At 43.6% G+C, this 10,081-nt stretch carries 8 protein-coding genes; 4 read left to right on the top strand and 4 right to left on the bottom strand.

Annotation, left to right across the window (positions count from 1 at the left end; all coding sequences use genetic code 11):
- Positions 1-579 precede the first annotated feature (579 nt).
- From JCR24_RS17225 to JCR24_RS17210, 4 genes are all read right to left on the bottom strand, one after another.
- On the bottom strand, positions 580-1,917 hold the full coding sequence (locus JCR24_RS17225; RefSeq protein WP_033006072.1) for a glucose-6-phosphate isomerase: 1,338 nt from the start codon (positions 1,915-1,917) through the stop codon (positions 580-582).
- Positions 1,918-1,989: 72 nt separating this feature from the next.
- Positions 1,990-2,892 (bottom strand): phosphogluconate dehydrogenase (NAD(+)-dependent, decarboxylating), encoded by a 903-nt coding sequence (gene gnd / locus JCR24_RS17220; RefSeq protein ID WP_021321721.1) that lies wholly within the window; start codon positions 2,890-2,892, stop codon positions 1,990-1,992.
- 99 nt (positions 2,893-2,991) lie between these two features.
- Positions 2,992-4,449: a glucose-6-phosphate dehydrogenase gene (zwf, locus tag JCR24_RS17215; protein ID WP_238981094.1), complete on the bottom strand. Its 1,458-nt coding sequence runs from the start codon at positions 4,447-4,449 to the stop codon at positions 2,992-2,994.
- Positions 4,450-4,787: 338 nt separating this feature from the next.
- The gene (locus JCR24_RS17210; protein ID WP_015375150.1) at positions 4,788-5,954 is read right to left on the bottom strand and encodes an iron-containing alcohol dehydrogenase; all 1,167 of its coding nucleotides are present in this window, start codon (positions 5,952-5,954) and stop codon (positions 4,788-4,790) included.
- Between the two features lie 303 nt (positions 5,955-6,257).
- Here JCR24_RS17210 and hxlR point away from each other — a divergent pair, with 303 nt between their 5' ends.
- The 4 genes from hxlR (at position 6,258) to JCR24_RS17190 (ending at position 9,834) form a co-directional block, all read left to right on the top strand.
- Positions 6,258-6,623: a transcriptional activator HxlR gene (gene hxlR / locus JCR24_RS17205; RefSeq protein ID WP_003252445.1), complete on the top strand. Its 366-nt coding sequence runs from the start codon at positions 6,258-6,260 to the stop codon at positions 6,621-6,623.
- A gap of 518 nt (positions 6,624-7,141) precedes the next feature.
- Positions 7,142-7,816, top strand: coding sequence for a GNAT family N-acetyltransferase (locus JCR24_RS17200; protein WP_015375151.1), 675 nt, complete (start codon positions 7,142-7,144; stop codon positions 7,814-7,816).
- Between the two features lie 15 nt (positions 7,817-7,831).
- Positions 7,832-8,503, top strand: coding sequence for a GNAT family N-acetyltransferase (locus tag JCR24_RS17195; RefSeq protein ID WP_033015477.1), 672 nt, complete (start codon positions 7,832-7,834; stop codon positions 8,501-8,503).
- 287 nt (positions 8,504-8,790) lie between these two features.
- Positions 8,791-9,834, top strand: coding sequence for a bis-aminopropyl spermidine synthase family protein (locus JCR24_RS17190; protein WP_069304617.1), 1,044 nt, complete (start codon positions 8,791-8,793; stop codon positions 9,832-9,834).
- The last annotated feature ends 247 nt before the right edge of the window (positions 9,835-10,081 follow it).

The following is a 10,081-nucleotide window of genomic DNA, read 5'->3' as shown; positions in this document are numbered from 1 at the left end:
CTTACGATATTAATTCCTGAAAATGGTTCGCTAACTAGTGATTGACAACGCCCGTAGTGAACCGAAAAAATGTTCTCCACAAAGTCTTGACTGACTCTGATCTGCATATCTCCTCATCGGCTCACCACCTTCTTGTGATACAATACCAAACAATGATGTGAACTTTGTGAAAACCGTTTGTCGATTGTTCGACATTCACGTTTATTATTTTTGAATCGTTGCGTTGATTGCTTTGCGTTCAAAAAACAAATGCAACACCGTTTTCGTATATTTTTCCGCCAATGGGCGTTTTCTTCACAACAATAAATATCTCTCGTCTTCGCACTGAAAGCTGTTTAGTCATTCCATTTTCAAAAGTTGAGACAGTAAGTTTTGGCAAAAGAAAGAAATGGAGATGATCGCTCTGTATTAGAAATACCGATTAGAAGAGTTGACCTTGCCTGGTGAACATGGTCTGCATGCGAAAAAAGAAGGATCATCAAGTTTCAGGAAAAAAGGAAACTGCCTGTCTCCTGCAGAGTTCAGGAAAACAGGCAGTTTACATGTAGAGCGTTATTTCAAACAGCTGTAAGGAAAACGTTATTTCGATAGCCGTTTCATGAGAGCCGCTTTTTCCGCTTCAAACCCCGGTTTGCCAAGTAAGGCAAACATATTGTTTTTGTATGCTTCCACTCCCGGTTGGTCAAATGGATTTACACCGAGCAAATGGCCGCTGATGCCGCAAGCTTTTTCGAAGAAGTATACCATTTCCCCAAAGGTGTATTCATTCATTTCATCCAGTTCAACAATTAAGTTAGGCACTCCGCCGTCTACGTGTGCGAATAGCGTGCCTTGGAAAGCTTTTTTGTTTACTTCATCCAGTGTCTTGCCGGCCAAGAAATTCAATCCATCGATATTTTCTGGGTCTTCTTGAATCGTCAGTTCGATTCGCGGTTTTTTCACTTGCAGCACTGTTTCGATCAGAATGCGGCGGCCTTCCTGAACGTATTGCCCCATGGAATGTAAATCTGTTGTAAAGTCAACGGATGCAGGAAAGAGTCCTTTTTGATCTTTCCCTTCGCTTTCGCCAAACAGCTGTTTCCACCACTCAGATACATAATGAAGGGATGGCTCATAGTTCACCAATAATTCGATCGCTTTGCCTTTGCGATAGAGAATATTTCGCACGGCAGCGTACTGATAACTTTCATTGGTTGAAAGATCAGGATGGTTATATTTATAATATGCCGATGCTGCGCCTTCCATCATTCGATCAATATTCAATCCAGCGACGGCGATTGGCAACAGGCCAACTGCTGTCAGCACAGAATATCTTCCGCCTATGTCATCCGGAATAACGAAAGTTTCATAGCCTTCTTGATCAGCGAGCTTTTTTAATGCTCCTTTTGCGCGATCGGTAGTAACGTAAATCCGTTTTCTTGCTTCCTCTTTTCCATATTTTTTCTCCATGTAGTCGCGGAAAATCCGAAAAGCAATGGCTGGCTCTGTCGTTGTTCCCGATTTAGAAATGACGTTGATCGACAGATCCTTGCCTTCTAATACATCTAATAAATGAGAGAGATAAGTGGAACTGATATTTTGGCCAGCGAAATAAATTTGCGTCATATCGTTCATTTGGTTATGAAAGGCATGGGATAATGCTTCAACAGCGGCCCTTGCCCCTAAATAAGATCCGCCAATGCCGATGACGACAAGAGCATCTGAATGATTGCGGATTTTTTCGGCTGCTTGCTTGATTCGCGCAAATTCGTCCTTATCATAACGAATCGGCCAATCCACCCAACCAAGAAAATCGGATCCTGGGCCTTTCTTTTCATGAAGCATATGATGAGCCGCTTTTACAAATTCGCTTAAATAATGTAGTTCACTCTCTTTCATAAATGGCAAGGCATTGGAGTAATCAAAAGAGATAGCCATATACACTTCTCCTTTCTCATTCTATTTTGCAGCGCATGTCCATTGTATGCCTTCCTGCAAGGGGATTTTATGTTATTTCTTCTCATTTTTTTCTACAGCATGTCCGCCAAATTCATTGCGTAGAGCGGCTACCACTTTTCCTGTAAATGTATCGCTTTCTAATGAACGATACCGCATCAATAAGGCCATGGCGATGACAGGAGTGGCCGTTTGCAGATCTAATGCTGTCTCGACCGTCCATTTTCCTTCGCCAGAAGAATGCATAATTCCTTTGATTTCCTCTAATTTTGCATCTTTTGAAAACGCGCGTTCTGTTAATTCCATGAGCCATGAACGAATAACCGAACCATTGTTCCACACTCTCGCCACTTTTTCATAGTCGTAATCGAATTCGCTTTTTTCTAATATTTCGAATCCTTCGCCAATGGAAGCCATCATTCCGTATTCAATCCCATTGTGGACCATTTTTAAGAAGTGGCCGCTGCCTGCTTTTCCAGTATATAAATACCCATTTTTTACAGCAGTGTCGCGAAAAAGAGGCTCGACCATATTCCAAGCTTCGGGATCGCCTCCAACCATGTAACATGCTCCGTTTCGAGCGCCTTCGACTCCGCCAGAAGTTCCCGCATCCATAAAGTGAATTCCAATCTCCTTTAGCTCGTTATAGCGGCGAATCGATTCTTTGTAGTGAGAATTGCCACCATCGATCACAATGTCTCCTTTGCTTAAAAATGGCGCAATTTCACTAATCACCGAATCAACAACGGTGTGGGGAACCATTATCCAGACAATTCTCGTTTTTTCTAATGATAGGGCGAGTTCCTTTAAAGTGGATGCGCCTTTAGCACCGTATTTTTTTATTTCTTCCACCGCATTTGTATTTATATCGAACGCCACTACTTCGTGCTTATGGTCCATAAGATTTTTGCCTAAGTTTAATCCCATTTTTCCTAAACCGACTAGCCCGACTCTCATGCTGACTACCTCCTAAAAATATCTTGGTCAAAGAAGATTGGCTATTCCTATTAGTTTATCCAGAAATTATGTTTTCAGGTTTGCTCCGGAAAAGCTTATTTACCGCCAATAAAATCCGTCTTCTTTCAATAATTGATAAGAAGCCTCTGGCCCCATCGATCCTGAACGATAGGAGTAAAGAGGAAGGCGGTTTTCCGCAAATGCCTCTAAAATAGGTTGCAGCCATTTCCAAGATAGTTCGACCTCTTTCCAATGGGCAAAGAAAGTCGAATCGCCGTGCAAAGCGTCAAAAATTAAGAGTTCATACGCTTCAGGCACCTCTTTCTGATTCGTTGCGAAGTCCATATGGACAGGCTCCATCTTTCCGTTGTTGAATACATTTTTACTATTGAATTGCAGCGAAACGCCTTCGTTCGGATTGATTTGAATCACCAAAAGATTAGGAGCTGTTTCTTCATTTTTTGGCAAGTACCATTCCTTTAATGGATTTTTAAACTCCATCACGATACGTGTGGACTTTTCCTTCATTCTTTTACCTGTACGGATGTAGAATGGCACCCCGCTCCAGTTTTCATCATCAATCCACAGACGGGCCGCAACAAACGTCTCCGTTGTCGAAGAAGCATCGATGCCAGGTTCTTCTTTATATCCAACCACTGGTCTGCCATCGATTTCTCCAGGACCGTATTGGCCGCGAACAACGTGCAAGCCTACTTCTTCCTTCTGTATTGGTCGAAGAGATTCCATAATTTTTCTTTTCTCGTTACGGATGTCTTTTGTGCTAATTTGTTTTGGCAAGTGCATGGCTGTCATCATCAACAGTTGCAACATATGGTTTTGAAACATGTCGCGAATGGCGCCTGCTTGATCATAATAGCTTGCTCTTTGTTCTACCCCAACGGTCTCGCTAGCTGTAATTTGCACATTGGCTATAAATTGATTATTCCATATCGCTTGAAACACAGGGTTGGCGAATTTTAAAGCTTCAAGGTTTTGCACCATCGGCTTTCCAAGGTAATGATCTACCCGATAAATTTCTTCTTCCTCGAAAGCTTGGCTTAATTTTTCGTTTAAATCTTGGGCCGATTGGATATCGTGGCCAAACGGTTTTTCGATAATCAGACGTTTCCAACCTGTTGTGGATCCTAATCCGCTTTCCTTGATGTTCGACGCGATCACATCAAAAAATTCCGGCGCAACAGATAAATAAAACATGCGGTTTTCAGGAATATTCAATTCTTTTTCCCGTTGTTGAACCATTTCAAGCAACTTTTTATACCCTTGTGCATTCGTTACATCTAGAGAAATATAGCGAAACGCGCGAAGAAACTCCTTCATTTTGGAACGGTCATTTGCCAAACGTCTGGAAAAGGTTTTTACCGAATTTTCCACATATGTTTGAAACGCTTCATCGGACAATTCTCTTTTGCTTACGCCAATAATGGAAAATGGCTGCGGCATTTTTTGATCAAGAAATAAATTATATAATGCAGGGAAAATTTTTCGTTTCGCTAAATCACCTGTTGCTCCAAACAAGATAAAGGTCATTGAATCCAATGTGATCCCCCCTGACTTTTCGAAACATTTTCCCAAAAGAATAAAGTGGATAGAGCAGATATAACAACGTTTACTACATTGCTTGAATTGGTATTTTTTATGAATAATGCCCATTTCAGGGAGAAAGTCTTGTCCATATATTTGTCGTGCATGAACGTTTAAACAAAATACATCCGCTAAAAGGCAAATGATTAAAATAACCTAGTACCTTTTTTAAGGCATCTATGGCAGTATAAATATAAAAGCAAACGGTGGGATAAAAAGATCAGATTCAATGGAATCCGATCTTTTTATCGCTGGTAAGAATGTTAGTGACAGGCTTTGCTTTTTTTATTTGTTTAGAAGTTGACATCTAGACCATAAAACGCTGCGATATATAATTTTTTCATTTCTTCTACAGAAGTTTCACGCGGATTTGTGCTTGTACAAGGATCTTTTACGGCATTGGCCGCCATTTCATCCACGTGTGCGGTGAACGTTTCTTCGGACACTCCGTATTCTTGAAGTGTATTTGGAATATTCATCTTATTATTCAAGTCACGAATCCAAGCAATGAGTGAATCCACCAATTCTTTGTTGTTTTCCCCATCCAGACCGAGCCGTTTGGCAATTGCTGCATAACGTTCCTCGACTACCGTGCGATTAAATTGGATTACATATGGTAAATAAATCGCATTGGCACATCCATGCGGAATGTTAAATATTGGGCCGCTTTTGTGTGAAAGACTGTGCACATTTCCTAGCACCGCGTTAGCAAAGGCCATTCCAGCCATCGCCTGAGCGTAATGAACTTGTTCGCGGGCTTTAGCATCTCCGTGGTAAGAAGCAAGAAGATTTTCTTTCAGTACTTGAGCTGCTTCAATAGCCAAGGAATCTGTGAAAATCGTACGAGGCTTTGCTACGTATGCTTCAATACTATGTGTGATTGCGTCCATCCCGCTGTAGGCTGTAACGTGCTTCGGCATGGATTGGACCATAATCGGATCAATAATCGCCATGTCTGGCGTCAGTTCAAAATCAGCCAGTGGATATTTGACCCCTGTTTCTGCATCAGTAATAACCGATAAATTGGATATTTCCGATGCACTTCCGCTTGTCGTTGGGATTCCCACGAACTTTGCCCTTGTGCGTAAGCGTGGCAGGCTAAATGGACGTGTCGCTTCTTCAAATGTCAATTCTGGATGTTCATAGAACAACCACATCGCTTTTGCCGCATCCATTACTGACCCGCCGCCAATCCCGATCACCCAATCTGGCTGAAAATCATTAAGAATGCGCACTCCTTTTTTTACCATTTGGGTGGTTGGTTCTGTCGTAATTCCGTCAATCACTTTTGTTTCTATATTGGCTTCTGAAAGAAGTTGCTGAATTTTATCAAGATTTCCGTTTTTCTTGACGGAGCTGCCGCCAATGACGAGGGCAGCTTTTGTTCCTTCCAATGTTTTTAAAACATCGAGAGCATTCTCTCCAAAATAAATATCGCGAGGAATAGTAAAACGATTCATGCTGCTCCCTCCAGTACCCGTGATTGTTTACAGATGCTAGTATAATGTGTATAAAACTTATTGAGAAGTACGCACTTTATTATCATGTAGTGACAAAAATATAATATAGTGTAAAAAAATATACTTAATGATATAAAAGGCATCCAGATGCAATGAATGGATTGTATTATCCCGAAGGAATGAATACCATTTGCAATGAGTGAAAATAACAGATATATAACATTTATTTGTAAGTATGTTCTTTATGATCATAAAGTGACAAAAAGTATACTATCGCGTTATAATCAACATGGGGGTGAAATGATGGGACACGTTTGTGGCAAGACGTATAATTGTGAAAAAGAATTAACACTCGCTGTTATTGGCGGTAAATGGAAAATGCTTATTTTATGGCATCTAGGAAAAGGGGGAAAGAAGCGGTTTAGCGAACTAAAAGCCCTCATGCCTGGGATCACCCAAAGAATGCTTGTTAACCAGCTGCGGGAGCTGGAGCAAGATCAAATTGTTCATCGCGAAGTCTATCCGGTTGTTCCGCCAAAAGTGGAATATTCATTGACCGAACATGGAAAAAGTTTGATGCCAATTCTTGATGCGATGTATGAATGGGGCAAAAACTATATGGAGACGGTCGTAAAGGGGCAAGTAAAAATCAATGAAGCAGCCAAGTAGAAAGCTTTCTCCGTTATGAAAGCTTCGAAAACGATCTGCGTGTATGTTATATGCACTTTCTTTTTTTGCTGGTAAACAAAGAAATACACACATGAAAGATAATGAGGAAAGCAATAAGTTTTATAATTAGACGCGAAAAACCAACGGACAACCATCTTTATGAAAGAACCGCTGTCCGTTGGTTTTTCTGTATATGCGTTGATGACTGTTGATGGAGTCCCGAAAATGGCGTAAAAAGAAAAACGGCAAAAAAGTGCTTTTGTTTTCCAGTGATCCAAGTTCACTGGATGGAGAATGGATTTTACACAATAATGTGGACTAGGCATGGCTGTTCGAATGCGAGGAAGGTCTGGAAAAAATATTCCGAATTTCTTTTTTTATTTTTAGGTATAATTTTTCACACTATGTAACACGAAAGTATCTACTTGTTAAATGGAATGATGTGCCTAATAATATCAGTATCGCCACATGAATGGGCGATACGTTGCTAGATGGATAATGAGAGAGGAGGGGTAAGAATGTATCGAAAGGAGTTTTATGTCTTTGACCAAGATCGTCCTGTTCCAGCGGTGATCCGAAATTATGAAGAAAAGGACTTTCCTGGATTAATCCGCATTCAACAGGAAAGTTTTCCTCCGCCATTCCCGTCTGAATTATGGTGGAATACGGAACAGCTGAAAAACCATGTGACACTCTTTCCGGAGGGAGCCTTATGTGTTGAGGTGAATGGCGAAATTGCGGGGTCAATGACAGGGCTTATTGTCGACTTTGACCCCAGCCATCCGGACCATACATGGGAAGAGATCACGGATCATGGATATATCCGTAACCATAACCCAAACGGGAATACGCTTTATGTCGTTGATATTGGCGTGCGCCCTGCCTACCGCAAATGGGGGCTGGGAAAATGGCTGATGCTATCCATGTATGAAGTGGTTGTTCATTTGGGACTAGAGCGGCTGTTAGGCGGAGGGAGGATGCCTGGCTATCATAAAAAAGCGCATGAGATGACAGCGGAGCAATATCTCGAAGCGGTAGTAAAAGGCAAATTGAAAGATCCTGTTATTACCTTCCTGCTTCGTTGCGGCCGCACACCTGTCAAAGTGGTGGCGAACTATTTAGAAGATGAAGAATCGTGCAATTATGCTGCACTGATGGAATGGAAAAATCCTTTTTATCGCGCAAAATCTTAAAGGAGAATGATGAAAATGGAGTATCGCAGAATTACGAGCATTGAAGACCCTTTGTTTAAGAAAATGCATCAATTGATGCAAAATGTATTTCCTCCGGAAGAAGTATTGGCATTTGATTTGTGGAAAGAGCCTCTGGAAGATCCGGGAATTCGTGTGTGCGTTGCTGTTCACGAAGGAGAGGTAGTAGGCGCAACGGAGTACCGTTATTATGAAGATTTAAATGTCGCGATGACAGATTTCACCATTATCGGCCAAGCAGGACTGGGGATCGGCCGGTTTTTAGCCAAAAAGCGGCTGGAGGATTTGCAAAATTGGGCCGCTGCAAATGGAAAGCAGTTGTATGGCATGTTCGCCGAGATTTATGATCCTTATCGGGTGAAGCATTATGAATTTGGCGGGATTAAGCCGATGGATCCATATGTTCGTCGTGAGGTATTATCTCATTTGGGATATAAGCGGCTTGACTTCCCTTATGTCCATCCATCTTGGAACAATGATGGAGAAGCCGTAACCGGGCTTGATCTTTGTTTCCTTCCGATGGACGATAGCGTGAATGAACTTCCAGCGGATCTTGTTGTGAAGTTTTTGAAACGTTATTATTCTGTCTTATCGAACAAACCAAGGGATTGGTATGAAATGATGGAAAAACTAGAGGCGAAAAACACCATACCGCTATTACCGATTTAAACCTTAATAAAAACACCATGCTTATGGAACCTTAAAAAAATTCTTCCAACTTCAGCGCGTCTTTTATCGTTTCCCTATCGAAAGCAGCAAAAATGCTATTTCGATGCTGGAAAGGGGAAGGATGCTTTATCTTTCGGATGATCGTTAGGCCTCACGCTAAGAAGGCAAGCGTTCCAAAAACGTTTGAACCGCTGCTTTCTATGTTTCATGTCGCTCCTTTCGATGAAAACGAAGGGGTGCCGGAGCGGAATGGTCTTTACTCTTTTAGGGCGAAAGGAGTGGTACCCATGTCGAAAGTCGGTATTGCTGCGGAAAGTCGTCGGATCGACACGCTTCTGCTTCGTGCGCTTTGCTTTGGCCCGAAATCCTACTGGGAACTGATGAGGGAAGGGAAAGCCCAGACGCACCAAGTGCTGAAGGCGCTGCATTCGCTCTTGGAGGGAGAGCTGGCGGCCTACAACGGCGACCGCTTTGTGATCACTGAGAAAGGGCGTCGTCAGGCAGAAACTATGGGCCTAGAACGGGTGGCCGAACAGCGCTGTGAGGTTTGCGCGGGGCGCGGCATTGTTCTGAGGCCGCCTTTTGACAGCGTCCTTGCTGCTTTTCAAGATATCGCAGCCATGCGGCCCAAGGCGACGCCCGACTTTGACCAAGGGTATGTGACGCCCGAGACAACCGTTCGGCGGCTGGCACTGATGGCCCAACAGGGAGATCTGATGGGGCGAGACATTTTGCTGCTGGGCGATGATGACCTTACAAGCATTGCGGCTGCGCTCTCGGGGCTGCCGCGGCGCATCTGTGTCTTGGACGTGGATGAACGCATTGTCCGCTTTGTACGCGATGTGGCTCAGGACCAAGGTTGGGACCACGTCCACGCCGAGGTCTACGATGTGCGGGATGAATTGCCGTCCCATCTCCGCGGCCAGTTTGATGTGTTCTTCACGGACCCGGTCGACACCGTCAAGGGACTCCTGCTTTTTCTAAGCCGCTGTACAGAGGGGGTGCGTGGGCCCGGTGCCGCGGGCTATTTTGGACTCTCTTACTTGGAGGCCTCTTGGCGGAAATGGCGACAGATCCAGCAGGGCATCCTTGACATGGGCTTTGCCATCACTGACATGCTGAGCGCCTTCCAAGACTATCTGTTAGAGGATATTGTGTTCCTAGACTGGGCGCACATGGCACCGGCGCCGGTCAAAGAACCCGATATCCCCTTCTACGTCAGCACCGTCTATCGCTTAGAGATGGTCGAGGAGCCTCGTCCCCTCTTTTTCGGGTGGGTGGAGTTTGAGCAGGACTTCTATTACGACGAAGAGTTCTGCGGCAAAGAATAGCGATAAAGACTGCCCGCCTTCTGCAGCGGGAATACCCGTTGCCGAGGGCGGGCGTTTTGTTCGCCGTTTCCTGACATCTGCATGCGGAGTTGCGTTCTTCAAGGTTTGCTGAATGACATTTGCCACCATCGCACGATTTTACCGATGGATTATGGAAGGCAACAGACTTTTGAGAGTTTTTGACGCCGCGTGCAACCATGAAAGGAGTGGTCATCGATTTTGCAAAAAGTCTTGGCACCCCCCCCCC

This window comes from Geobacillus sp. YHL (assembly GCF_022341265.1).
GTDB lineage: Bacteria > Bacillota > Bacilli > Bacillales > Anoxybacillaceae > Geobacillus > Geobacillus thermoleovorans.
This window is presented reverse-complemented; position numbering and strand designations above follow the sequence as displayed.

What these genes read in the sequence shown, in the direction of transcription:
- gnd (WP_021321721.1), bottom strand. Translation starts at nt 2,892, where the DNA reads ATGAGAGTCGGGCTAGTCGGTTTAGGAAAAATGGGATTAAACTTAGGC.
- JCR24_RS17195 (WP_033015477.1), top strand. Translation starts at nt 7,832, where the DNA reads ATGGAGTATCGCAGAATTACGAGCATTGAAGACCCTTTGTTTAAGAAA.
- JCR24_RS17225 (WP_033006072.1), bottom strand. Translation starts at nt 1,917, where the DNA reads ATGGCTATCTCTTTTGATTACTCCAATGCCTTGCCATTTATGAAAGAG.
- JCR24_RS17190 (WP_069304617.1), top strand. Translation starts at nt 8,791, where the DNA reads ATGTCGAAAGTCGGTATTGCTGCGGAAAGTCGTCGGATCGACACGCTT.
- JCR24_RS17200 (WP_015375151.1), top strand. Translation starts at nt 7,142, where the DNA reads ATGTATCGAAAGGAGTTTTATGTCTTTGACCAAGATCGTCCTGTTCCA.
- JCR24_RS17210 (WP_015375150.1), bottom strand. Translation starts at nt 5,954, where the DNA reads ATGAATCGTTTTACTATTCCTCGCGATATTTATTTTGGAGAGAATGCT.
- hxlR (WP_003252445.1), top strand. Translation starts at nt 6,258, where the DNA reads ATGGGACACGTTTGTGGCAAGACGTATAATTGTGAAAAAGAATTAACA.